The organism is Embleya australiensis (assembly GCF_051903075.1).
Classification (GTDB): Bacteria; Actinomycetota; Actinomycetes; order Streptomycetales; family Streptomycetaceae; genus Embleya.
In genome coordinates this window covers 4,783,815-4,807,411 of the sequence record NZ_CP182422.1, presented here as the reverse complement: position 1 = coordinate 4,807,411, position 23,597 = coordinate 4,783,815, and the positions used below count along the sequence as shown (strand labels likewise).

Annotated in this window: 17 protein-coding genes; 7 read left to right on the top strand and 10 right to left on the bottom strand. The window is 72.4% G+C overall.

Translation table 11 applies throughout. The features are described 5' to 3' along the window. Window positions 1-18: 18 nt before the first annotated feature. The 4 genes from ACMXN5_RS20955 to ACMXN5_RS20940 all read right to left on the bottom strand — a co-directional run bounded on the left by ACMXN5_RS20955 (window position 19) and on the right by ACMXN5_RS20940 (window position 8,271). Window positions 19-3,507 carry a UvrD-helicase domain-containing protein gene (locus ACMXN5_RS20955; RefSeq protein WP_439676520.1) on the bottom strand — a complete coding sequence of 1,163 codons (3,489 nt, stop codon included), beginning with the start codon at window positions 3,505-3,507 and terminating at the stop codon, window positions 19-21. A gap of 69 nt (window positions 3,508-3,576) precedes the next feature. Beyond that, window positions 3,577-4,293: a hypothetical protein gene (locus tag ACMXN5_RS20950; protein WP_439676519.1), complete on the bottom strand. Its 717-nt coding sequence runs from the start codon at window positions 4,291-4,293 to the stop codon at window positions 3,577-3,579. 119 nt (window positions 4,294-4,412) lie between these two features. After that, window positions 4,413-7,658 carry an ATP-dependent helicase gene (locus tag ACMXN5_RS20945; protein WP_439676518.1) on the bottom strand — a complete coding sequence of 1,082 codons (3,246 nt, stop codon included), beginning with the start codon at window positions 7,656-7,658 and terminating at the stop codon, window positions 4,413-4,415. Window positions 7,659-7,926: 268 nt separating this feature from the next. Next, entirely contained in the window at window positions 7,927-8,271 is a 345-nt protein-coding gene (locus ACMXN5_RS20940; protein ID WP_439676517.1) for an MGMT family protein, read from the bottom strand. 232 nt (window positions 8,272-8,503) lie between these two features. On the opposite strand from ACMXN5_RS20940, the gene ACMXN5_RS20935 reads away from it, so the two are divergent. Further along, on the top strand, window positions 8,504-10,828 hold the full coding sequence (locus ACMXN5_RS20935; protein WP_439676516.1) for a lysylphosphatidylglycerol synthase transmembrane domain-containing protein: 2,325 nt from the start codon (window positions 8,504-8,506) through the stop codon (window positions 10,826-10,828). Window positions 10,829-11,017: 189 nt separating this feature from the next. Here the strand turns inward: ACMXN5_RS20935 and moeZ are convergent, their stop codons facing one another. The 3 genes from moeZ to ACMXN5_RS20920 all read right to left on the bottom strand — a co-directional run bounded on the left by moeZ (window position 11,018) and on the right by ACMXN5_RS20920 (window position 15,098). Further along, complete coding sequence (gene moeZ, locus ACMXN5_RS20930; protein WP_379994695.1) at window positions 11,018-12,199, bottom strand: adenylyltransferase/sulfurtransferase MoeZ; 1,182 nt, start codon at window positions 12,197-12,199, stop codon at window positions 11,018-11,020. A 156-nt stretch (window positions 12,200-12,355) separates the two neighbouring features. Continuing rightward, a complete protein-coding gene (locus ACMXN5_RS20925; protein ID WP_439676515.1) occupies window positions 12,356-14,230 on the bottom strand; it encodes a DUF3152 domain-containing protein in 1,875 nt (624 codons plus the stop codon). A gap of 10 nt (window positions 14,231-14,240) precedes the next feature. Beyond that, entirely contained in the window at window positions 14,241-15,098 is an 858-nt protein-coding gene (locus ACMXN5_RS20920; RefSeq protein ID WP_439678045.1) for an alpha/beta fold hydrolase, read from the bottom strand. A 340-nt stretch (window positions 15,099-15,438) separates the two neighbouring features. On the opposite strand from ACMXN5_RS20920, the gene ACMXN5_RS20915 reads away from it, so the two are divergent. The 3 genes from ACMXN5_RS20915 (at window position 15,439) to ACMXN5_RS20905 (ending at window position 16,947) form a co-directional block, all read left to right on the top strand. Further along, window positions 15,439-15,684, top strand: a complete 246-nt coding sequence (locus ACMXN5_RS20915; RefSeq protein ID WP_439676514.1) for a hypothetical protein — start codon at window positions 15,439-15,441, stop codon at window positions 15,682-15,684. A 218-nt stretch (window positions 15,685-15,902) separates the two neighbouring features. Beyond that, on the top strand, window positions 15,903-16,541 hold the full coding sequence (locus ACMXN5_RS20910) for a TetR/AcrR family transcriptional regulator (protein WP_395787594.1): 639 nt from the start codon (window positions 15,903-15,905) through the stop codon (window positions 16,539-16,541). Between the two features lie 175 nt (window positions 16,542-16,716). Then, on the top strand, window positions 16,717-16,947 hold the full coding sequence (locus ACMXN5_RS20905) for a DUF3107 domain-containing protein (protein ID WP_439676513.1): 231 nt from the start codon (window positions 16,717-16,719) through the stop codon (window positions 16,945-16,947). 95 nt (window positions 16,948-17,042) lie between these two features. On the opposite strand, the gene ACMXN5_RS20900 is transcribed toward ACMXN5_RS20905, so the two are convergent. After that, window positions 17,043-17,723, bottom strand: a complete 681-nt coding sequence (locus ACMXN5_RS20900) for a ferritin-like fold-containing protein (RefSeq protein ID WP_379994687.1) — start codon at window positions 17,721-17,723, stop codon at window positions 17,043-17,045. A gap of 429 nt (window positions 17,724-18,152) precedes the next feature. On the opposite strand from ACMXN5_RS20900, the gene ACMXN5_RS20895 reads away from it, so the two are divergent. The 3 genes from ACMXN5_RS20895 to ACMXN5_RS20885 all read left to right on the top strand — a co-directional run bounded on the left by ACMXN5_RS20895 (window position 18,153) and on the right by ACMXN5_RS20885 (window position 21,714). Beyond that, window positions 18,153-19,766: a DEAD/DEAH box helicase gene (locus tag ACMXN5_RS20895; protein WP_439676512.1), complete on the top strand. Its 1,614-nt coding sequence runs from the start codon at window positions 18,153-18,155 to the stop codon at window positions 19,764-19,766. A gap of 124 nt (window positions 19,767-19,890) precedes the next feature. Beyond that, on the top strand, window positions 19,891-20,784 hold the full coding sequence (locus tag ACMXN5_RS20890; protein WP_439676511.1) for an alpha/beta fold hydrolase: 894 nt from the start codon (window positions 19,891-19,893) through the stop codon (window positions 20,782-20,784). Between the two features lie 354 nt (window positions 20,785-21,138). Next, window positions 21,139-21,714, top strand: a complete 576-nt coding sequence (locus tag ACMXN5_RS20885; protein WP_439676510.1) for a class I SAM-dependent methyltransferase — start codon at window positions 21,139-21,141, stop codon at window positions 21,712-21,714. Window positions 21,715-21,787: 73 nt separating this feature from the next. Here the strand turns inward: ACMXN5_RS20885 and ACMXN5_RS20880 are convergent, their stop codons facing one another. Beyond that, window positions 21,788-22,216 carry a universal stress protein gene (locus tag ACMXN5_RS20880; RefSeq protein WP_379994679.1) on the bottom strand — a complete coding sequence of 143 codons (429 nt, stop codon included), beginning with the start codon at window positions 22,214-22,216 and terminating at the stop codon, window positions 21,788-21,790. Window positions 22,217-22,239: 23 nt separating this feature from the next. Next, complete coding sequence (locus ACMXN5_RS20875; protein ID WP_439678044.1) at window positions 22,240-23,433, bottom strand: MFS transporter; 1,194 nt, start codon at window positions 23,431-23,433, stop codon at window positions 22,240-22,242. Between the last annotated feature and the right edge of the window lie 164 nt (window positions 23,434-23,597).

Here is a 23,597-nt window from a genome sequence, read left to right as displayed (position 1 = left end):
TGCCGGGTTTCCTCCGGATCAACGCGCCGGATCGTCGCCCGGTTCATCGGCTTCCAGGAACAACTGTTCCAATTCGTCCCGGCCGGGCAGCCCTCTGGGCCGGACGAGTTCCCCGGAGCGCACGTAGAGGAAGGCCGCCGATACCTTCTCCAGCGGCACGTCGGCGTATTCGGCCCAGGCCAGCCGGTAGACGGCGAGCTGGAGCGGGTCCGCGTCGTGGACCCGGTTGGTCTTCCAGTCGACCACCTCGAACCCGTCCCCCTCGCGGTAGACCGCGTCGATCCGGCCGCGCACGATCCGGCCGCCGAGGAACAGCTGGAAGGGCGCCTCGACCCGGTGCGGGGCGCGCCGACCGTAGGGCGTGCGCAGGAACGCCTCCTGGAGCGCGAGCAGATCGGCCTCGTCGGTGATCTCCTCGTCGGCCGCGCCCGGCAGGTCGTCGGGTTCGAGCAGCGGGCGCTCGCCGAACAGCGACTCGACCCAGGCGTGGAAGCGGGTACCGCGCCGGGCCGCCGGGGCGGGCGGGCGCGGCATCGGCCGGGCCAGCTCGCGCGCGAGCCCGTCGGGGTCGTTGGACAGGCGCAACATCTGGGACGCGGTCAACGTCGCGGGCAGCGGCACCTCGCGCACCCCGGACCGGCCGCGGCGCAGTTCCTCGGCCAGCCGGACCAGGTCCCGGTCCCACGACTCGATCAGGGCCAGCTCGTCCGGGGTCGGCCCCGGGTGGAACCCGGGCGCCGGGCCCTCCACGGCGGGGTGCCCGGCACGCACCTCGTCCACGTGCTCGGCGGCGTCGTCGTGATCGGGCGAGGGCAGCGAGGAACCGGGGCCGGCCTCGGGCTCGGGTTCCGGCTCGGAGCCCGGGTCGACCGGCGGCGGGGGCTCCTCCTCCGGCGGCGGCGCGTCCTGCTCCGGGTCGTCCGGGACATACGCCTCGTAGGCCTCGACGGGCACCTGCTCGTCGTACCCCCGGACCGGCCCGAATTCCGGCTCCACCGACGGATGCTCCGCCGCGTGGTCGACCCGGCGCGACGCCTCGCGCCGGGCCAGCTCCGCGAGTACGGCGTCGGCCGCCCGGCGGCGCTCGATCAGCGCGGTCGCATCCAGCGGCAGCGGCCAGGCGTGCTCGACGACGTCGGCCAGGTGGGGATTGGCCGACTCGGCGGGCTCGGGCGTCCACACCTCGACCGTGCCGTTGCCCGCCAGGCAGTGGTCGCGCAGTCGGGTGAGGAAGTCGGACGGCCCGCGCGGCTTCTTCTGGGTGGGGCCCCACCAGTGTCCGGACCCGATCAGGAGTTGTTTGGGCCGGGTGAAGGTGACGTAGCCCAGCCGCAGCTCCTCGGTCTCCTGGTGCTCGCGCATCGCCGCGTCGAACGCCTTGAAGCCCTTGGGGGTCAGGTCGGGCAACACCGCGAGCGCGGCGGCGTCGCCGCGCAGCGGGTGCGGCAGGGCCCGGCCGTTGGTGATCCACTTGGCCTGCGTGCGCACGCTCGGGAAGACGCCGTCGATCAGTCCGGGGACGGCGACCACCTCCCACTCCAGGCCCTTGGACTTGTGCGCGGTCAGCACCTTCACCGAGTCGCCGGCCGTGGGCAGGCTGCCGTCCAGGCCCTTGTCGTGCTCGGCGGCGGTGCGCAGGAACGCCAGGAACGCGGTCAGCGAGGGATCGCCGTCCAGGTCGGCGAAACCCGCCGCGACGTCCAGGAACGTGTGCAGCGTCTCCCTGCGGCGCGCGGCCAGCGCGCCCGGCGAGGCGGACAGCTCGACCTCCAGGCCGGTGCCCGCGAGTACCCGGTGCAACAGGTCCATCAGCGGCTCGCCCAGGTGCCGGCGCAGATCGCGGATCTCGGTGGCCACCCGGGCGAACCGGCGGCGGGCCTCGGCGGAGAACGGGTACTGCTCGCCGGGGTCGGCGAGCGCGTCGGAGAGCGAGACCACCTCGGTCGGGTCGATCCCGGCCACCGCCTCCTCCAGGCGGGCGTCGGCGTCGTCGGCGCCCGCCCGCTCGACCCGGACCAGTTCCGCGGCCCGGCGGCCGAGCAGGGCCAGGTCGCGCGGCCCGATCCGCCAGCGCGGCCCGGCGAGCAGTCGCACCAGCGCGGAGTTGGCCGTCGGGTCGTCCAGCACCTCGCAGGTCGCCACCAGGTCGGCCACCTCGGGCAGGTGCAGCAGCCCGGACAGCCCGACCACCTCGACCGGGATGTCGCGCCGCACCAGGGCGGCGTGGATGTCCGCGAAGTCGGCGGCGGTGCGGGCGAGCACCGCGACGTCCCCGGCGGTGATCGGGGCACCGTTCCGGTCCGGGACGGTGCCGATCGCGGTGCCGATCCGGTCCGCGAGCCAGTCGATCTCCTCGGCGTGGGTGGGCAGCAGCGCGGCGACCGTCCAGCCCTCGTGCTCGGCGCCGGGCCCCGCGCGCAGCGCCTCCACTCCGCTGTCGGGGGTGCGCAGCGGCGCCGACAGATCGTTGGCGAAGCTCAGGATCCGGCCGCCGCTGCGCCGGTTCTCGGAGAGCGAGTAGCGGGCGGCGGGGCTGCCGTCGCGGTGCGGGAAGTGCACCGGGAACTCGTGGATGTTGGCCACCGACGCGCCGCGCCAGCCGTAGATGGCCTGGCACGGGTCGCCGACCGCGGTGACCGGGTGGCCGAGCCCGAACAGGCCCTGGAGCAGCACACGTTGGGCCACCGAGGTGTCCTGGTACTCGTCCAGGAGCACCACCCGGTAGGTGTCGCGCAGGATCTCGCCGACCTCGGACCGCTCGCCGGCGATCCGGGCCGCGTAGGCGATCTGGTCGCCGAAGTCGAGCAGGTCGCGCCCGCTCTTGGCGCGCGCGTACGCCTCGACCAGTCGGCCCAGGTCGAGCCGGTTGCGGGCCGCGTCGGCGGCCTTGCGGGCGGCGGCGGAGGGTTTGGCGGCGGCCTCCGCCTCGGCCACGAAGGCCCGGTCCCACTCCCGCAGCTCCTCGACCGACACCAGGTGCTCGGCCAGTTCGCCGCCCAGGTGCAGCACGGCGGCCACCACGTCGGGCAGCCGGCCGGTGAGCGTGGGGAAGGGGCCGCGGGCGGTGCGCGCGGCCCGGGCGGCGAGCTGGAAGCGGGTGGCGTCGGCGAGCAGCCGGGCCGAGGGCTCCAGGCCGATCCGCAGGCCGTGCTCCTGGAGGAGGCGGCCGGCGAAGGCGTGATATGTGGACACGGTCGGCTCGCCGGCGTCCTCGTCGGCCGGGATCTCGCCGCCGCGCAGTTGCCCGATCGCCTTGCGCACCCGCTGGGCCAGCTCGCCGGCGGCCTTGTTGGTGAAGGTGAGGCCGAGCACCTGGTCGGGCCGGACCTGTCCGGTGCCCACCAGCCACACCACGCGGGCGGTCATCACCGTGGTCTTGCCCGACCCGGCCCCGGCCACGATCACGCCCGGCGCGAGCGGCGCGAGCACCGCGTCCAGCTGCTCCGGGGTGAACGGGATCCCGAGCAGCCGACACAGGTCGTCCGGGTCGGTCAGTACGGCGTGCACCGAGGAAGACTAGCCCCGCACGGCGACACGGACGGTCGCGGTGCGGGGCCGGTGCCTCGGGTGCGCCGGTCAGGCGTCCTTGAACTGCCCCTTCAGGTCTTCCTTGGTGAACGACTCGGCGGGAGCGGTGGGCTCGCACTTCTGCTTGCCCTTGGTGAACTTCGCCGTGGCGTTGTTCTTGCCCTCCGACTTGACCATGAACGGGTAGGGCTTGCCCTTCTCCTGGACGTAGAGGGTGGTGGTCTCGCCCTCGTCGTCCTTCTTGCTGAGCGGGATCACCTTCACGCCGTCGATCTTGACCGGCTCACCCTTGGTCACCCCGTCGGTGGAGCCGTCGAAGAAGTCGGTCATGGACGAGACGCCGTCGTCCTCCTCGTCGACCGGGGACTTCAGGTACTTGCCGGCCATCTTCGACACGACCTCGTCGAGCACGCGCTCCGGCACGAACTCGCCCATCATCATCTTCCAGAAGGGCGCCTCGGCCTTCATGTACTGGTCCTTGCCGATGAAGATCACCTCGACACGGTTGCCGTCGATCGTCATCGTGCCCTGCATGTCCGCACCGCTGCGGATGCACAGGTCCATCTCCATCTTCGTTTCCTCGTCCTGCCCGCTGCCGACCATCTTGAAGTCGGGGACCGACTTCAGCAGTCGCTGCGCCTCGTCGGCCAACGCCTTGGCGTCGGTGCCCGCGTTCGACTTCTGCTCCGAGCCGCCGCAGGCGGTCAGGCCGACGAGGGCGAGGGCGACGACGGGGACGATCGCGGCCATGCGTGAAGTGCGCACGAAACTCCTTGATGCGGGACCGGAACCCGGGAGCGGGGTTCCTGCGCACGAGTATGGCGATGGCAAAATCCGCACGTCCCACCACCCCCGCCCGGTATCGCCGGGCACCGGCGATCCGGCTACTCGACCGTCATCCGACCTTCCGGACGGGCACTGCAACAGCGACGGAAATCGCACCGGTCGCAGTGCGATCCCGCGGTCGGGGTGAACCGTTCGCCGATGATCCGACCGGCCACGTCGGCGAGCAGGCCGCCCACCCACGTACCCCCGTCCGGGTCGGGCAGCGGCGGGTCCTGGGCGAGCACCACCGGCTGCCCGGTCTCGCCCTTGTCCGCCGAACGCAACTGGATCAGCTCGGCGCCGCCGGAGCCGGGCCGGCCGTCGGCGAAGCCGGGCAGGTCGTCGAGCGCCCCGTTGGCGACCGCCACCTGGTACACCGCGAGCTGTGGATGCCCCTCGACCTCGGTCCGGGTCGGCGGCCTGCGACCGGTCTTGAAGTCCACCACGTACGCGAGCCCGTCCTCGCCGCGCTCGACCCGGTCCATCGAGCCCCGGACCACCACCCGGTACTCCCCCGCGGTCAGCTCGACCTCGAAGCCGTGCTCGGTGGCCGCGACGGTGCGGTGCCGCTCGTTGGTGTGCCACGACAGGAACCGCTCCAGGGCGGTGCGGGCCTCGTCCTTCTGCTGCTCGGACTGCCACGGCGCGTCGAACGCCAACGCGTCCCACACCCGGTCGAGCCGGTCCATCAGCACCGGCAGCTCCGCCGCGGTGGCACCCGTACCCACCTCGTCGGCGAGCGCGTGCACCACGTTGCCGAAGCCCAGCGCCGCCGAGCGCGGCGAGTCGGCGTGCACCTCACTGCCCAGGAACCAGCTCAGCGCACAGTCGCGCACCTTGGCCACCGAACTGCCGGACAGCCGCACCGGGTCCGCCGGGTCCCGGATCGGCACTCCCGGGTCGGTCGGCGCCACCAGGCCCCACCACCGGTCCGGGTGCGCGGCCGGCACCAGCGCGTGGCCCTCGTCGTCACGCAGATCCGCGAGCGCGGCCAACCGGCGCGCGGCGGCCCGGCGCAGCACGGCCGGCGCCAGCGGATCCACCGCCGCCGAGCGCAACTCGGCCACCAGCGCGGAGGTGGACAGCGGCCGCCGGGGCCGCTCCTTGACCTCCACCGGCGGCACACCCAGCTCCTCCAGGAACCGCGAGGGCTGATCGCCGTCGTCGTAGCTGGAGTCGACCGCGGTCACCACCAGCCGCTCCTGCGCCCGGGTGACCGCGACGTAGAACAACCGCCGCTCCTCGGCGAGCAGCGCGCCGGGCGAGAGCGGCTCGGCCAGCCCGTCCGAGCCGATCCGGTCGGCTTCGAGCAGCGAGCCCCGTCGGCGCAGGTCCGGCCACAGGCCCTCCTGCACCCCGTGCACCACCACCAGGCGCCACTGCAGGCCCTTGGCCCGGTGCGCCGTCAGCAGCCGCACCGCCTCGCCGCGCAGCGCGCTGTCGTCGAGGCGGTCGCCGGCGATCTCCTGGGCCTTCAACTCGGCCAGGAAGTTCAGCGCCCCCCGGTGGCCGGCCCGCTCCTCGGCCTTGGCCGCCACCTCGAACAGGGCCACCACCGCGTCCAGATCGCGGTCCGCGTTGCGCCCGGCGGTACCGCCGCGCAACACCGCGCGCTCCAGCCGGCCCGGCCACGGGGTGCCCTGCCACAACTCCCACAGCGCGTCCTCGGTGGTCCCGCCGCCCGCCAGCACCTCGCGCGCCTTGCGGATCAGCAGACCGAGCCGCAGCGCGCCGCCGCCGACCCGCTGCTCTATCCCCACCAGTTGCTCGGGCGAGGCCAGCGCGTCCCGGATCAGCTCGGCCGACGGCCGGGTGCCGGTCACCGTCGCGGCCGACGCGGCGCGCTCCTCGGCCCGCAACGCCCGCCCGAGCAGGCGCAGATCGCCCGCGTCGAGCCCGCCCAGCGGCGACTGCAACAACCCGCGCGCGGTCTCCGCGTCCAGCACGGTCGGGTCCGCCGCCACGTGCAGCGCGGTCAGCAGCGGCGCCACCGCCTGCTCGGCCGCGATCGGCAACTCGTCGCCGGCGATCTCGAGCGGCACCCCGGCGGCCGACAACGCCCGGCGCAGGCCCGGGATCGAGCGGGCGCCGGAGCGTACGAGCACGGCCATCCGCCCCCACGGCACGCCGTCCTCCAGGTGCGCGCGGCGCAGGATGTCGGCGGTGTTGTCCAACTCGGCGCCGGGTGTGGGATACGTGTACACCTCGACCCGGCTCGGGTCCTCGGCCCCCGACACCGACGGGATCAGCTCGCGGTGCGCGCGTACCCGATCGGCCGGCAGCCGGCTCAGCGCCATGCGCTGGGTGACCACGCGCGAGGCGGCGAGCAGGCCGGCCGGTGCCCGGCGCGAGGTGCGCAGCACCACGATGTCGGCGGGCTCGCCGTCGGCGCGCGGGAAGCGGTGCGGGAAGTCGAGGATGCCGTTCACGTCGGCGCCGCGGAACGCGTAGATGGACTGGTCCGGGTCGCCCACCGCGATCAGGTCCCGCCCGTCCCCGGCGAGCGCGGCCAACAGACGCACCTGTGCCGGATCGGTGTCCTGGTACTCGTCGACGAACACCGCCTTGTAGCGCCCGCGCAAAATCGCGGCGGTCTCCGGCTGCTCGGCCAGCAACACCGCGCGGTGCACGAGTTCGGCGTAGTCCACCACGCCCTGCGCGTCGATCACGTCCAGGTATTCGGCCAGGAAGTCGGCCGCGGCCCGCCAGTCCCGCCGCCCGGTGTCCTCGGCGAACCGGGCCAGCGCGTCCGGGTCGAGCCCTATCTCGCGGCTGCGTGCGATCACCGCGCGCACCTCGTCGGCGAAGCCGCGGGTGCCCACCGCCGCGCGCAGTTCGGTGGGCCAGGTCAGGCTGCCCTCCTCGACCCCGCCCGCGAGCAGTTCGCGCACGAACACGTCCTGCTCGGGGCCGGTGAGCAGGCGCAGCGGATAGCTGAACAACTCGGCCGGCTGGTGCTCGCGCACCAGGGCGTAGCAGAACGAGTGGAACGTGGTCGCGGTCGGCACCGTCGCGGTGCGTGCGCCGGCCGCGCGCAGTCGGGCGGTCAGCCGGTCGCGCAGTTCCCCCGCCGCCTTGCGGCCGAAGGTCAGGACCAGGATCTCCTCGGGCCTGATCCCGCGCGCGACCCGCTCGGCGACCGCCTCCACGAGCACGGTGGTCTTGCCGGTGCCGGGACCGGCGAGCACGAGCAGCGGGCCGCCCCGGTGCTCGATCACCGCCCGCTGGTAGGCGTCGGGGATCACGGGCGCGGGCGGGGCCACGGGAGTACGCCGCAGCCGGTACGCCGGGGTCGGGGTGGTCATCTGGCCGGGGGTGCCTTCGGGTCGCCGTCGAATCCTGCTGCTGCTCGGGCCGGGCCGGCCGCGTCACACGGGCCGTGCCGGGCGGCGCGCCGGGGCGAGCGTCGCCGGGCGCGGCACCGGGTCGCGACCTCGGAGAGGGTGGCCGCGCCCCGGTCGGCAGGGCGCGGCCGTTGCCCATCAGATCACATCCGGCTCTCCCGCCCGGGGAGCACACCCGCATCGCGGGTGCCCCGAGCACCGGCACGGCGCCCCGGTTCGTCCCCGATCGTCAGGGAATCGGGGGAAGTTCCGGCTCCTGCGGCACGTCCTCGGGGTCCGGCGTCCAGCGCGCCAGGGTCATGTCCACCCGCTCGCCGCCGGAGCGCAGCGGGGTGCCCTCGGCCCGGTAGTGCTTCGGCGCGCGCACCGCGTGACTCGGCGGCAGCGAGCCGTCCGCCCGCACCACCCGCCACCAGGGCACCCCGCCGCCGTACAGCGCCATCACCCGGCCGACCTGCCGGGGACCGCCGTCCTGAAGGGCCTCGGCGATGTCCCCGTACGCCATCACCCGCCCGGCGGGAATGCGCTCGACCAGGTCGAGCACCCGCTCGGCGAAGGGGTTAGGGTCACTCATCCGCACATGGTGACAGAGTCGTCGGACACCCGGTCCGGCAGCCGCCGATCCCCTTTCGGCCGCACTTCGGCGCGGCCGGGCGCGACCCGGGGCACGGGTCGTGGCACCATCGACGCGGCGGTGACGGGTGATACGAGACCATGACGAGACATTCGCGAGGGGTGCCCCCGGGAACGGGCGCGCCCTCGTCGTCGAGCCCTCGCAACCCCTGCGGGTACACCGTTCGTCCGATTTGATCCGAGTCCTGCTCGGCGTGCTCGCCCTGGGCGTGGTCTTCTTCCTGGCCAGTATCGCCCGCCAGACCACCTCCGGCCTGGAATCGGACATCGTGCGCGGCGCGCAGAACAGCACGCCGCACCTGCTGCTCAACCTGTCCGGTGGGGTTTTCGCCGTCGCGGTGCTCGTGGTGCCGGTGGCCTACGGCATCGAACGCCTGATCAGCCGGGACGGGTTGCGGGTCGCCGACGGGGTGATCGCCGCCGCGGCCACCTACCTGGCCTCGCTCGGCCTGGACTGGTGGATCACCGGCCCGGGCCCCGAGGCGCTGCGCGACGCGCTCACCCGCCCGCTGCCGCTGCCGCAGACCGGCTGGACCGATCCGGTGCACGGCTATCTCGCGCCGATCGTCGCCTACGTCACCGCGGTCGGCCTGGTGCGCCGACCGCGCTGGCAACTCGTGGTGTGGACGCTGCTGCTGCTGAACGCGGCGACGGTGCTGGTCGGCGGCTACACCACCCCCGTCGCGCTGCTCACCAGCGTGCTGTTCGGGCGCACCATCGCCTACGCCACGCTGTACGCGGTCGGCCTGCCCAACACCCGCCCGCCGGCCGAGTCGGTGGTCGCCGCGCTGCGCCGGTTCGGCCTGGTCGCGCTGTCGTGCGTACGCACCGACGACGGCCCCGAGGAGACCCGCCGCTACGCGGTCCGGTTGGCCGACGACCGCCTGCTCGACGTGACCGTGCTCGACCGCGACCAGCAGGCGTCCGGCGCGATCTACCGGTTCTACCGGCGGCTGGTGTTGCGCGGGGTCACCCAGCGCCGCACTGTGCTGTCCACCCGGCGCGCGCTCGAACAGGAGTCGCTGATGGCGTACGCGTGCGCCGACGCCGGCGTGCGCGCGCCGCGCCTGGTGGCCACCACCGAGGTGGGCCCGGACGCCGCGCTGTTGGCCTACGCGCACGTGCCGGGCCGTACCCTGGACACGCTCGACGACGAGGAGATCACCGACGAACTCCTGGCCCGGGTGTGGCAACTGCTCGGCCTGCTCCAGGCGCACCGGCTCACCCATCGCCGGCTGGTCGCGGAGAGCGTCCTGGTGGACGGCTCCGGCGAGCCGTGGCTGGTGGACCTGCGGGCCGGCGAGATCGCGTCGAGCGACCTGGCGCTGCGCATCGACACCGCGCAACTGCTCACCACGGTGGCGCTGCGGGTGGGCGAGGAGCGCGCCGTACACACCGCCGCCGAGGTGCTGGGCGCGGACACCGTCGCCGCGTGCCTGCCGCTGCTGCAAAAGGTCGCGCTCAGCCGCAGCACCCGCTCGGTGCTGCGCAAGGACAAGAACCTGCTCTCCAGGATCCGCGAACAGATCCTGGAACTGCGCCCCCAGGCCGAGGTCGAGCCGGTGCGTCTGGAGCGGGTGCGCGCGCGCACCCTGGTCTCCGTGGTGGCGAGCGCGTTCGCGGGCTACTTCCTGCTCTCCCAGCTCAGCCACGTCGATCTGGGCGAGATCTTCGCGAGCGCCAACTGGGGCTGGGCGGCGATCGGCCTGCTGGCCGCCTCGCTCAGCTACGTGTGCGCCGCGCTGATGTTGCTGGGCTACGTACCGGAGCGGTTGTCGCTGTATCGCACCACGATGGTGCAGCTCGCCGGCTCGTTCGTGAAGCTGGTCGCCCCGCCGGCGGTCAGCGGCGTCGCGCTGAACACCCGGTATCTGCAAAAGGCCGGGATTCCGCCCACCCTGGCCGCGGCCAGCGTCGGTGTCTCCCAACTGGGCGGACTGGTCTTCCACGTCGGCCTGTTGGCCTTCTTCGGCTACATCGCCGGCACCGCCGAGACGCCGTCCTTCGCGCCGTCCGGCGCGGTGATCGCGGGCCTGCTGGTCGTGGCCCTGGTGACCCTGCTGGTGATGGCCGTACCGCCGCTGCGGCGCTGGATCGTCAAGCAGTTGCGCCAGTTGTTCTCCGGGATCGTGCCGAGGCTGCTCGACGTGCTGCAGACGCCGACCAAGCTGGCGGCGGGCCTGGGCGGCACGGTGTTGCTGACGCTGACCTTCATCCTGTGTCTGGACGCCAGCGTGCGGGCCTTCGGCGGCTCGGCCAACTTCGCCGCGATCGCGGTGGTCTTCCTGGCCGGCAACGCGATCGGCTCGGCCGCGCCCACGCCGGGCGGCATCGGCGCGGTGGAGGCGGCCCTGATCGCGGGCCTGACCAGCACCGCACGCCTGCCGTTCGAAACCGCGACGGCCGCAGTCCTGCTCTACCGCTTCCTGACCTTCTGGCTCCCGGTCCTCCCCGGCTGGCTCGCCTTCACCCACCTACAACGCAAACAGGCGATCTGAACCCCCGGCACCCGAAAACGCCGAACGGGCCAAAATTCAGCCCGTCCGGCGTTTGAGGACACCCGAAACAGCAGGACCCTCGAAACAGCAGGCACCCCACCAAGCCGAGCCACTCCAGCCCGTCCGGCGTTTGAGGACACCCCCCGGCCGGAGGCCGGGCAAACGCCACGGCCGTCCGGCCCCGAGGACCTAGTACACCGGCTTCTCCGGCTCGATCTGGTTGACCCAACCGATCACACCGCCACCGAGGTGCACGGAGTCCTTGAAGCCCGCGGCGTGCAGCACGGCCAGCACCTCGGCCGACCGCACGCCCGTCTTGCAGTTGAGCACGATCCGCTTGTCCTGCGGCATGTCCTCCAGGGCCCGGCCCATCAGGAACTCGTTCTTCGGGACCAGCCGCGACCCCGGGATCTGCACGATCTCGTACTCGCCCGGCTCCCGCACGTCGATCAGGTCGATGTTCTCGCCCGCGTCGAGCCATTCCTTGAGCTGCCGGGGCGTGATCGTGGACCCGAGCGCGGCCTCCTGGGCCTCCTCGGAGACCACGCCGCAGAACGCCTCGTAGTCGATCAGCTCGGTGACGGTCGGGTTCTTGCCGCAGACCGCGCACTCGGGGTCCTTGCGGACCTTGACGGTGCGGTAGGTCATCTCCAGCGCGTCGTAGATCATCAGCCGGCCGACCAGCGGCTCGCCGATGCCCTGGAGCAGCTTGATCGCCTCGTTGACCTGGATCGACCCGATCGACGCGCACAACACGCCGAGCACGCCGCCCTCGGCGCACGAGGGGACCATCCCGGGCGGCGGCGGCTCCGGGTACAGGCAGCGGTAGCACGGCCCGTGCTCGGACCAGAACACGCTCGCCTGACCGTCGAAGCGGTAGATCGAGCCCCACACGTACGGCTTGTTCAGCAGCACGCAGGCGTCGTTGACCAGGTAGCGGGTGGCGAAGTTGTCCGTGCCGTCGACGATCAGGTCGTACTGCGCGAAGATCTCCATCACGTTGTCGGCCTCGAGCCGCTCCTCGTGCAGGACGACCTCGGTGTACGGGTTGATCTCCTTGACCGAGTCGCGCGCGGACTCGGCCTTCGAGCGGCCGATGTCGCTCTGCCCGTGGATGATCTGGCGCTGGAGGTTGGACTCGTCGACGGTGTCGAACTCGACGATGCCGAGCGTGCCGACACCCGCCGCGGCGAGGTACATCAACGCCGGCGACCCCAGGCCACCGGCGCCCACACAGAGCACCTTGGCGTTCTTCAGCCGCTTCTGCCCGGCCATCCCGACGTCGGGGATGATCAGGTGGCGCGAGTAACGACGGACCTCGTCGACGGTCAGCTCGGCGGCCGGCTCGACCAGAGGTGGTAGCTGCGACACGGAAACTCCGATGGTCGGACTGTCTAATCTCGGCTCTTTTCCTACCGCAACAGTGTCACGCTCGTCCCGATTCCCGGGCACCGGGTCCGGTCCGTGAGATGCGCGTGCGGCAGTGCCGCCGAGCACCCGCGAGGGCGCCCGGCGGACCGGATCCGACTACCTGGTGAGCTTGCCCGACGGGTACGGCCACGGGTTGGCCTCGCAGGTCTCACCCTTCATCGCGCCCTCGCTCGCGACCCGGGTCTTGGTCTGCTGCATCATCACCGGCGCCAGGCCGGCCCCGATGCCGCCCGCGCCGCACGCCTTCTCGTGGTTGTGTCCGAGCCGGTGGCCGACCTCGTGGTTGATCAGCATCTGCCGATAGCCGACGATGTCGTCGCCGTAGGCGGTCGAACCCTGGGCCCAGCGCCAGGCGTTGATCATCACCCACCGGGTGCCGTACGCGTCGCAGGAGACGTTGTCCTCGCTGGTGTCGCCGACCAGGGGGCTGCACGTCTTGTGCACCGTCCCCGGGCTGGCCAGCCGCACCACGAAGTCCGCCTGCGGCGAGTTGTCGGTGCGCTCGAAGGTCAGCCCGCCGCTCGCCCAACTGCGCTTGTCGTTCAGCGTCCTCTGCACCGTGGTGGCGAACAGTTCGCCGTCGAGTTGCAGGCCCTGCTCGATCTCCACCGCGTAGGTGTACTTGCGCCCCGGGCCGGGGGCGGCCTCCTTGCCGGGCACGGTGTCGAACTTGTTGCCCAGTCCCAGCTTCGGGTCCAGCGGAAAGCGCAGGGTGAGCTGGTCGGTGGTGGTCGGCGACTGGGGCGTGGGCAGCGGCAGCGCGGAGGCGCTGCCGGGGGCGACCGGGTCCCGCTCCGAACCCCGCGAGGCGGCCTGGTCGGTGGGCCGGTGGCCCGCGCCCGGCGCGGCCTGGTCGTCGCCGGACGCCTGGGTCGAGGTGCCCTCGTCGGGCATCTGCAGCACGACCGCGCCGGCGAGCACCGCGCCGGTCACCACCACGCCGCCCGCCGCGACCAGCGTGCGCCGTCCCTTGCGCGGCGCGGGCCGGTTCGCCTTGCGGGTCTGCGCGCGACCTCGCGGCGGGGCGTTGCCGGTGTCCGGTTCGAAGCCGTGCTCCGGCTCGGGTTCGACGTGCGGGGGCTGCGGGTCGGCGAAGTCGTCGCCCGGCTCGGTCGCGAACGAGAGTTGTTCCAGGTCGAGTTCGGGTCCCGAGCCGACCCACGACTCGGCCTCCATCGCGTACTGCCCCACTCCGGGCGGATCGACCTGCGCGGGCTCCGCGGGCAGGTCGTAGAGCGCGTCGACCGGCGGATCCTCGACCGGCGCTACGACCGGGTACGCGCCCGAGGTGTCGTAGCCGTAGCCGACGAAGCTCTGCGGCTCGAACGTGGTGGTGTCGTAGGTCGGCGCGGCGGGCGCCTCGACCGCGGCGTGCATCCCGCTCTGGTAGGCGTCCGCGGCGTACAGGTCGTTGGCGTAGCCCACAGCCGCGTAGCCGCCCGTGGCGTAGCCGTCGCCGCCGAAGGACCCGGTGTCGAACGTGCCCGTGTCGAACGCGGGCGCGCCGAACGTGTCGGTGCCGTACCCGCCGGCCGCGAAACCCTGCGCGGGGTAGCCGCCGGTCCGCGGCTGCGCGTCGTAGGGCTCCAGCGGGTCGTCCCAGTGCGCGGGCGCGCCGGGCATCGTCCCGGCCGCCACCCAGGTGCCGGAGTCGACCGCCGGTGCGGGGTGCTCCCAGCCGTGCTGCACGGCCTCGTAGCCGTAGGACCCGGTGTGCTGCCCGTCGGTGGGATATCCGCCGTAGCCCTGATCCACGGGGTACCCGTGGTAGCCGGTGTCCTGCTCGGCGTACCCGGAGGCATACGACGTGTCGGTCGGGCCGGCGGCCCAACCGCCGCCGTATCCGCCCTCGTGGACCTGTCCGTAGTCGCCCTGCTGCGGCACCGCCGCGTAGCCGCCGGAGAGTCCGTCGTCCGGCAGCTCCTCGCCGCCGTACTGCACGCTCGTCTGCACGCCCGAATGACGTCCCATGTGTCTGCGTTCACCCCACCACGTTCGACGGCGAGAGGGCCCCGTCGAGTAGTTCGCGGAAACCCCGGGCCACCACGCGGGGGTGTTCGAGCATGGCCACGTGCCCGGAGTCGGGCACCACGAGCAATCGGGCGTCGGGGAAGGTCTCGGTGGCCCGCTTGGCCATCCGCGGGTCGACCAGTCGGTCCCGACGACCGTAGACGAGCAGTGTCGACGCCCGCACCTCGGCCGCCTGCCGCCACAGCGCCCGGCTGCCGCGCTCCAGGTAGGCCCCGATCACCGATCGGGTCGAGTGCGAGAACGCGTCCATCATGTACGGGAGTTCGAGCCGGCGCCGATACTCGGCCGCGGCGTCGGCGAAGGCCTTCTCGCCGACCGCGCCCGGGTTGCCGTACATCATCGCGATCGACATCCGGGTGCGTTCCTCGGGTGTCATGTTCCGACTGATCCGCAACAGCGCGCGGCCCACGCCGGGCACCCCGAGCAGCGCCGTGGGCACCACCGACGGGCGCACCCGCAGGTCCGGCAGCGCGGGCGAGATCAGGGTCAGCGTGCGGACCAGGTCCGGTCGCCGGGCGGCGAGCCGGGTGGCCACCGCCCCGCCCATCGAGTTGCCGAACAGATGTACCGGGCCCTTGCGCAGCGACAGGATCACGCCCTCGACCGCACGACAGTGCGCGGAGATCGAGTAGTCGCCGTTGCGCGGCGGCGCGGAGTATCCGAATCCGGGGAGGTCGACCAGCTCCACGGAAAGATCCGACCGCAGTTCGGCGGCGAGTTCCGTCCAGTTCAGCGACGAACCGCCGAGCCCGTGGATCATCATCGCGGGCGGCAGGTCGGCGTCGCCGAGCGCGTCGCGGCGCACCACGACCTCGCTACCGCTCCCGACCTCGACCGTTCGCGCAGGCCAGGGCGTCGGGTCGGCGTCGCTTGCGGGGCTCAGGGTCGTCACGGTGGGCAATATTACGAGATGATCACTGGGACGGAAGGGGTGATGCCCCGACCGTCTTCGCTCGACAGGGTGGTCTCGGTGCCTTTGCCCGGTTTCATGACGTCACTCTAAACGCTTCCCACATCACGTTTCGACATCGATCCCTGAAGTGCGGCAGCGTTTTCGAGGCGGATCATGGACATGCGGGGTCTGCGCAGACTCACGGAGACATGCGGGAACACCGAATACCGGCGGACCGCACGGGCAGGGAGGCCGTATGTACGGAATCGACGATACCCCCGAGTTCCAGGACGTCACGCTCGGTGACGCCAACGTATCCGATGAAACGGTCGACGACCCCGAGATCCCGGTACCCGACGCGGTGGAGCAGCAGACCTCCGTGGCGGTGGACGACGGGGACGAGGAGCCCGTGTGGGAGTCGGTGCCCGACGGGGTGGATCCCGCGGACGCCACCGAACAGCGCCGCGGGGTCGGGCACGCGGAGGACGAGGACTACCGCTGACCGCCCCGATCACCCTGCCGACCGGGGCTCGCGCGGGCGGTCCGCGCACCTCACGCGCCCCCTTGCGAGGGGTGTCGAAGGCGCGGGATCCTGTTTCGTTGCGCCACGAAACTTACGCCCTGGGTTACCCGAAAGTAGGATGACGTGGTGGAAAGACCCGCCGGATCACCGAACCATCCGGTGTCCGCGACACGTTGAGCGACACCTTGAGGAGCCCCGTGACAGCCATCCAGGATGCGGACCCCCGTCCTCGCGGCACCCGGCTGCCCCGGCTCGCGCGCAGAACGCAACTCCTCGGCGCCGCCCAGGAAGTTTTCGTCAAGCAGGGCTACCACGCCGCCGCGATGGACGACATCGCCGAATGCGCCGGCGTCAGCAAGCCCGTGTTGTACCAGCACTTCCCCGGCAAGCTGGAGCTGTATCTGGCGTTGCTCGACCAGCACTGCGAGGCGCTGTTCGCGGCGGTTCAGCGGGCGCTGGAGTCGACGCACGACAACAAACTGCGGGTCGCCGCCACGGTCGACGCCTATTTCGCCTTCGTCGACGACGACGGCGGCGCGTTCCGGTTGGTCTTCGAGTCGGACCTGACCAACGAGAGCGCCGTGCGCGAGCGGGTGGAGCGGGTCAGCGAGATGTGCGCCGACGCGGTGAGCAAGATCATCGCCGAGGACACCGGGCTCGGTCAGGAGGAGTCGATGCTCCTGGCGATCGGGCTGACCGGCATGGCGCAGGTCACCGCGCGCTACTGGATCGCGCGCGGCGCGACCATCCCGCGCGACGCCGCGTCGCAGCTGGTGTCGTCGCTGTCCTGGCGCGGCATCTCCCGTTTCCCGCGCAAGGACGACCCGGCGCACTGAGCGGGCGGACCTGCGGATACGGGCGCCGGGCGATCTTGTTCCCGTGCGGCGTTCGCGTTGGGCGTACCCGTCATGGCGTTCGGTGACCCCGGCTCTCGACTAGCCTGCTGGGGAGGGTACGGCCCGCGAGTCTCGCGGCGCCGATCTCCAGAATTTCAAGGCCGGAGGGACAGCCGTGGAGATCAAGATCGGCGTACAGCACGCCGCGCGGGAACTGGTGCTGGAGAGCACGGACAACCCGGAGGACGTCGAGCGAGCCATCGCCGAGGCGCTGTCGGGCGAGTCCGCACTGCTGTCCCTGACGGACGAGAAGGGCCGCCGCGTGGTCGTGCCGGCCAAGCACCTGGCCTATGTCGAGATCGGCGAATCCTCGGCCCGCAAGGTCGGCTTCGGCGCCAACGCCTGAGCAAGGGTGCCGCACGCGGCACCGCACGAGCCCGGGGGTGGGCGATCCGAGCGCGGATCGCCCACCCCCGGGCTTTGTCCTGACCGGCGCCCGAATCAGGAGGCCAGGCCCAGGGCGGCCATGCGCCGCTGGTGCGCCTCGGTGATCCGGTTGAACATCCGGCCGATCTCGGCCAGGTCGAAGCCGGGGCCGGCCCCGCCGCCGATCAGCATCGTGGACAACACGTCCCGCTCCGCGGCGACCCGCTGGGCCTGGCTGAGCGCCTCGCCCATCAGCCGCCGCCCCCACAGCGCGAGCCGGCCCGCCACCTTGGGGTCGCGCTCGATCGCCGAGCGCACCGCGTCCACCACGAACGCCGAGTGCCCGGTGTCCCGCTGCACCTCGACGATCAGATCCCGGCTGACCTCGTCCAGGTGCGCGGCGACCTCACGATAGAAGTCGGCCGCGATCCCGTCCCCCACGTACGCCTTGACCAGGCCCTCCAGCCAGTCGGCGGGGGCGGTGTGCACGTGGAACTCGTCCAGCGGCGCGATGAAGGGGTCCATCGCCCGCGCCGGGTCCGCGCCGAGCGCGGCGATGCGATCACGCAGCAGGGTGAAGTGCTGGAACTCGGCGACCGCCATCGCGGCCAGCGCGGCCTTGTCCTCCACGGTGGGGGCCATCTTGGCGTCCTCGGCCAGCCGCTCGAAGGCGGTGATCTCGCCGTACGCGAGCACGCCGAGCAGCTCGATCACGGCCGCCCGCATCTCCCCCGTCGGCTCCGTACCCTCGCTCATGCCCACCCCTTCGCTCGTGGTCCCCCGGGCCGTGCGGCCCGATGTGCACAAGTACGCAGCGTAGTGAGCGCACCGCGGTCACGTGGGCGCCAGGTCCGGGCGGAGTCGCCCATCTCCGGACAAGCAGTAATGAGCATCACCCCACCGGCCGCACGTCGCCGGGTACAGTGGTAGTGAACGCGGATGCCCGGTCGGAGGACGACTGGCTCCGACCGACCCGCTCGGGTGGCCGCCCGAAGGCGAGAGGTCCCGTGCCGCGCCCCGCTTTTTCGATGGGCGCCTCGGTCTCGACCCGCTTTCGGTACTGACGGCCCCCACCACACAGAAGAGGCTGGACCCCTGACAACTTTTCGCGAACTCGGAGTACTTTCGGAGACGGCCGAGGCGCTGGAAGCGCTCGGCATCGTCGAGGCTTTCCCCGTCCAGGAGATGACCCTTCCCGTCGCGCTCTCGGGCAATGACGTGATCGGCCAGGCCAAGACCGGGACCGGCAAGACCCTCGGTTTCGGCATCCCGCTGCTGCAGCGCATCGTGGTGGCGGCTGACATCGAAGCGGGCCGCGCGCCCGCCGGCACGGTTGCCGGCCGCACCCCGCAGGCCCTGGTCGTGGTCCCCACGCGCGAGCTGTGCGTGCAGGTGACCAACGACCTCCAGGCCGCGGGCAAGCTGCGCAACGTGCGGGTGCTCGCCGTGTACGGCGGCCGGGCGTACGAGCCGCAGATCGACACCCTCAAGAAGGGCGTCGACGTGGTCGTCGGCACCCCCGGTCGACTGCTCGACCTGGTCGGACAGGGGCACGTGAACCTGTCCGAGGTCAAGATGCTGGTCCTGGACGAGGCCGACGAGATGCTCGACCTGGGCTTTTTGCCCGACGTCGAGAAGATCGTCGAGCGGCTGCCCGCCCGCCGCCAGACGATGTTGTTCTCGGCCACCATGCCGGGTCAGATCATCACCCTGGCGCGCCGCTACATGAGCCGCCCCACGCACATCCGCGCCTCGGAGCCGGACGACGCGGGCGCCACCGTCAAGTCGGTCCAGCAGCGCGTCTACCGCGCGCACGGCCTGGACAAGCCCGAGCTGATGGCCCGGGTCCTGCAGGCCAACGGGCGCGGCCTGGTCATGGTGTTCTGCCGGACCAAGCGCACCGCGGCCGACCTGGCCCAGGGCCTGGCCGAGCGGGGCTTCGCCTCCGCCGCCGTGCACGGCGACCTCGGCCAAGGCGCGCGCGAGCAGGCGCTGCGCGCGTTCCGCAACGGCAAGGTGGACGTGCTCGTGGCCACCGACGTCGCGGCACGCGGGATCGATGTCGAGGGTGTCACCCACGTGGTGAACTACCAGTGCCCCGACGACGAGAAGACCTACCTGCACCGCATCGGTCGCACCGGCCGCGCGGGTGCCTCGGGCACCGCGGTGACGCTGGTGGACTGGGAGGACATCCCGCGCTGGAGCCTGATCAACAAGGCGCTGGACCTGGGCTTCGCCGACCCGGTGGAGACCTACTCCACCTCTCCGCACCTGTTCACCGACCTGGACATCCCCACCACCGTGGGCAGCGTGCTGCCGCGCGCCGACCGCACCCGTGCGGGGCTGGGCGCGGAGGATGTCGAGGACCTGGGCGAGACCGGCAAGAACAGCCGGGGCGGGTCGGGCCGCAAGGGCGGCGCGGGCGGGCGGAGCCGGAGCGGTCCGGCCGCGTCCGGGCCCTCCACCGCCGGGCCGGCCGAGGCCGACGCCGAGTCGAGTGAGCCCAGCCGCCGTCGGGCGCCCGGGTCGCGCCGGCGGCGTCGGGTCAACGGTGCGGAGGCCGGGGATGCCGTGGCCACGGCCGTGGCGACCGGCGCGGCGCCGAGCGTGGCCGCCGAGTCGACCGGCGCGCCGGTCGCGGCCTTCGTCGAGCCGACCGCGGTGATCGTCCCGGCCCCCGCCGACGGTGGGGCGGACGCGGACGGTGACGGCGAGCGGGCGCCTCGGCGTCGCCGCCGGCGCACCCGGCGTCGTCCCGAGGGCGCCGAGGCGGGCGCGGTCGCGACCGACGAGGGCTGATTCGACGAGAGGTGAGCGGCCCCGGCCGCTCGTACGACGGCCTCCGGTGTGGAGTGTGGACGATCACGTCCGCGCTTCGCGGCGGGGGCCGTCGTCGTACCTGCGGGTAAGTAGGCTCGACGGCGTGAGTACGCCACGCTTTCTGACCTTGCCCGGGACCGTCCGCTCCCGTCGCCTGGCGACCGGGCGCGGACGATTCGCCGTCCTGGAGTCCACCCCGCCGGCCGCCGGACCGAGGCCGGGCACCGCCGTGCTCGTGCCCGGGTTCACCGGCAGCAAGGAGGACTTCATCGCGCTCGGCGAACCGCTGGCCCGGCGCGGCTTCCACACGGTGGCCGTGGACCAGCGCGGACAGTACGAGACCGAAGGCCCGGACGACCCGGCGGCGTACACCCGCGACGCGCTGGTCGACGACGTGCTCGCGATCGCGGACGCGGTGGCCCCGGGCGAGCCGATCCACCTGGTGGGGCACTCCTACGGCGGCCTGGTGTGCCGGTCGGTGGCGCTGCGCGCGCCGGAGCGGCTGGCCTCGCTGACCCTGATGAGCACCGGCCCGGCGGCGATCTGCCCGCCCGAGATCGAGCGGCTGCTGCTGCTGGAGGACGTGCTGCCGGTGCTCACCCGCCAGGAGGTGTGGGAGGCGATGCAGGCGGTCGAACTGGAGGCCGGCCTGCTCCCGCCCACCGATCCGGCGATCGCCGCGTTCCTGCACGCCCGCTGGCTGGGCACCGTCCCGACGGGCCTGCTGGCCATGGCCGAACAACTGCGCTCGGAGCCCGACCTGGTCGCCGACCTCGCCGCGGTCGTCGCGACCGGCCTGCCCGCGCTGGTGATCTCGGGCGTCGAGGACTACGCCTGGCCGGTGCCCTGGCAGGCCGAGATGGCCGAGCGCCTGGGTGTACCGCACGTGGCGATCCCGGGCACCCACCACTCCCCGAACGTGGAGGCCCCGGACACCACCGCGGCGGCGCTGGCGGACTTCTGGACGGACGTGGCGGCGTACGCGGATCGGGCCTGATCCGGAGCCCTCGGCCCTCGGCTCGCCGGCGGGCCGAGGGCTCCGATCGACCGATGTCCGCGAGTGGTTGGGCGGCATGGTCACCGGCGGGTTCGTCGAGTAGACCCCGGAATCCGCCACGTACCGGCTGCCGCCGGAGCACGCGGCCTCGCTGACCCGGGCCGCCGGGCCGGGGAACTTCGCGGGCTTCACCCAGTACCTGGCGCTGATGGGTGAGGTCGAGGAGTAGGTCGTCACGGCGTTTCGTCGAGGTGGCGGAGTGCCGTACTCGGCCTATCCGTGCTTCCAGGCGCTCCAGGCCGAGGAGTCGGGCCGGGGCTGGGACGCGGCCCTGGTGCGGGTGTGGTGCCGCTGGTGGACGGTCTCGGCGAGCGGCCGGCGGCGGGGATCGACGTACTGGATGTGGGGACCGGGCAGGGGCACGCGGTCAACGTGCCGGCCGAGGCGTTCCCGCGCAGCCGCTTCCGCGGCGTGGACATCTCCGTCGAGGGCATCGCCGCGGCCCGCCGTGAGGCGGAGCGAATGGGGCTGTCCAACGCGGAGTTCGTGGTGGTCGACGCGGCCGAACCGCTCGGCTTGTACGACCTGATCACCGCGTTCGACGTGATCCACGACCTGGCCCGGCCGACCCGCACGCCGGCCGCGATCGCCGAGGCGCTGCGTCCGGACGGGGTGTTCCCGATGGGCGAGATCGCCGCGTCCAGCAGGCTGGTGGAAAACCTCGAACACCCGTTGGGGCCGGCGTTGTACACCTTCTCCGTCTTCTACTGCATGACCGTCTCGCTGGCCGAGGGCGGCGAGGGCCTGGGCACGGTCTGGGGCGAGCAGGCGGCCCGGGCCAAGCCGGCCGAGGCGGGCTTCACCGACGTGCGGGCCCGCTCCCTGGAGGGCGACTTGCTGAACGTGTACTTCGTGGCCCGCAAGGGTTGAGCCCGGGAGTCGAGCCGGGAAGAGTCGAGCCCGGACGCCGACCTTCGGCATCCGGGCCCTGTGGGGCGTGCGATCAGGGAATCAGCAGCACCGGGCAGACGGAGCGGTGCGCGACGGTGTCGCTGACGCTGCCGAGGAAGAGACTGGCCACGCCGCCGTGTCGACGGGCGCCCAGGATCAGCAGGTCGGCGCCGAAGGCGCGGGCCTGGTCGAGGACCGCGTTCGGCACGTCGCCGCGCACGGTTTCCTCGGTCCAGCCCTCGACGTTGGTGACGCCGGCCGCCTTGAGCGTGTCGACGGCGCCGGTGACCACCTTGACCGCGGCGTCGGCGGTCTCGTCCTCGACCACGCCGCCGACTCCGCCGCCGTCCACCACGTCCAGGGTCTGCACGTGCAGGACGCGGACGGCCGCGCCGATCGCGCCGGCCAGTCGGGCGGTGTGCGCCAGGACGTCGTCGGCCTCGGGGGTGGAGTCGACGGCGACCAGAATGCGCTCGTACATGTCGTGCACTTCCTTCTATCGGTTCAGGCGGTGGCCGGAACGGGCCGGGGGGCGTTCAGCGATGCCGCGTCGGCGGCGGTGTCGGTGTCGCGGTGGTCGACCCCTGCGAGCATCCGGCGGGCGCCGAACAGCACGGCGGCGGCGACCACACAGGCCCCGCCGGCGACCAGGAACGGCACGTGCACGTTGAAGTGCTCCTCCAACTTGGGCGCCAGGAACGGCGCCGCCGCGGCGGCGAACCAGCGGACGAAGTTGTATCCCGCGCTCGCCACGGGTCGCGGCGAGTCCGAGACTTCGAGCGCCAATTCGGTGAACACCGTGTTGTTTATACCGATGAAGGCGCCTGAAACGATGACACCGGTCACAACGACCGAGGTCGAGCCGTACGCGAGCACCACCAGGTCCGCGGCGAACAGCAGCAGACTCGCGGCGGCCACGTTCGCCGAGCCGAACCTGGCCTGGAGTCGCGGGGCGACCAGGACCGAGCAGACGGCGAGCAGGACACCCCACGCGAAGAACACCGCGCCGCTGCGGTACGGGCTCATGTTCAGCACGAACGGGGTGAACGCGAGCACCGTGAAGAAGCCGTAGTTGTAGAAGAAGGCACCGGCGGCGGTGGTCGCCAGCCCCTTGTGTCCGAGTGCCTTGAGCGGATCGAGCAGACCGATCTTGCGCGCGGGCCGGGGTTGTTCCTTCAGCAGCCCGACGATCAGCGCGAAGCCGATCGCCATCAGCGCGGCGGTGCCGTAGAACGGGTAGCGCCAACTGGCGTCGCCGAGCACCGCGCCCAGCAGCGGGCCGCAGGCCATGCCGAGCCCGAGCGCCGATTCGTAGAGCAGGATCGCCGCGGCCGAACCACCGCTCGCCGCACCGACGATGACGGCGAGGGACGTGGACACGAACAGCGCGTTGCCCAGCCCCCAGCCGGCCCGGAAGCCGACCAGCTCGCCGACCGAGTCCGAGGTGCCGGCGAGGCCGGCGAAGATGACCACGAGGGCGAGGCCGAGCAGGAGTGTGCGTCGCCCGCCGATCCGGCTGGAGACGAATCCGGTCACCAACATGGCCACGGCGGTGATCAGGAAGTAGCTGGTGAACAGCAGCGAGACCTGGCTCGGCGAGGCGTCCAGCCCTTTGGCGATCGAGGGCAGGATCGGATCGACCAGCCCGATCCCCATGAACGCCACGACGGCGGCGAACGCGGTGGCCCACACGGACATGGGCTGTTTGAGGATTCCGGGCTTCGGGGTGGTGTGGTCGGCCTGGGCTTCGCCCCGGGTCGGCGCGCCTTCGGGATGGGACCGCATCCGAGACCTCCGAACAGTGTTTGTTAGCTCAGCTAATAAATGTACCATACACCAATCTTGCCGACGAGGCGGGGCAT

Bases quoted from the DNA above. Each gene is read 5' to 3' on its own strand.
- ACMXN5_RS20880 (WP_379994679.1), bottom strand. From the start codon at position 22,216: ATGTACGAGCGCATTCTGGTCGCCGTCGACTCCACCCCCGAGGCCGAC.
- ACMXN5_RS20895 (WP_439676512.1), top strand. From the start codon at position 18,153: ATGACCCTTCCCGTCGCGCTCTCGGGCAATGACGTGATCGGCCAGGCC.
- ACMXN5_RS20925 (WP_439676515.1), bottom strand. From the start codon at position 14,230: ATGGGACGTCATTCGGGCGTGCAGACGAGCGTGCAGTACGGCGGCGAG.
- ACMXN5_RS20940 (WP_439676517.1), bottom strand. From the start codon at position 8,271: ATGAGTGACCCTAACCCCTTCGCCGAGCGGGTGCTCGACCTGGTCGAG.
- ACMXN5_RS20915 (WP_439676514.1), top strand. From the start codon at position 15,439: ATGTACGGAATCGACGATACCCCCGAGTTCCAGGACGTCACGCTCGGT.
- ACMXN5_RS20945 (WP_439676518.1), bottom strand. From the start codon at position 7,658: ATGACCACCCCGACCCCGGCGTACCGGCTGCGGCGTACTCCCGTGGCC.
- ACMXN5_RS20900 (WP_379994687.1), bottom strand. From the start codon at position 17,723: ATGAGCGAGGGTACGGAGCCGACGGGGGAGATGCGGGCGGCCGTGATC.
- ACMXN5_RS20875 (WP_439678044.1), bottom strand. From the start codon at position 23,433: ATGTCCGTGTGGGCCACCGCGTTCGCCGCCGTCGTGGCGTTCATGGGG.